1 protein-coding gene is annotated in these 256 nt (G+C 55.5%); it reads left to right on the top strand.

Annotated features, from left to right (window positions below; translation table 11 throughout):
* The coding region (locus L9G74_RS21280) for a glycerophosphodiester phosphodiesterase family protein (protein ID WP_238898773.1) at positions 1 to 239 on the top strand (239 nt) is incomplete at its 5' end.
* Positions 240 to 256 lie beyond the last annotated feature (17 nt).

The following is a 256-nucleotide window of genomic DNA, read 5'->3' as shown; positions in this document are numbered from 1 at the left end:
CGGAGTATTCGACCTTAAACCACCGCTTCATTGACGCCGCCCACCAAAGGCACCAACTGGTAATGGCGTGGACGGTCAATAACGCCGGGGCGATGAAGCAGGCCCTTTTCGACCACGCCGACGGGGTGATCACCGACCGGGTCAGCACCTTGAATAAGGTGATCAAAGAGGTGCGGACAAACGACACGCTGGAAAGCAGTTTGGTCAACTACTTCAACCCGCTGCCTAACTTAGAGTGAAGGGGTAACGGATCGTA

This window comes from Shewanella electrica (genome assembly GCF_022321485.1).
In the GTDB taxonomy this organism is placed as follows: Bacteria; Pseudomonadota; Gammaproteobacteria; order Enterobacterales; family Shewanellaceae; genus Shewanella; species Shewanella electrica.
The sequence above is the reverse complement of the archived record's forward strand: the minus strand, read 5'-3'. Positions and strand labels throughout refer to the sequence as shown.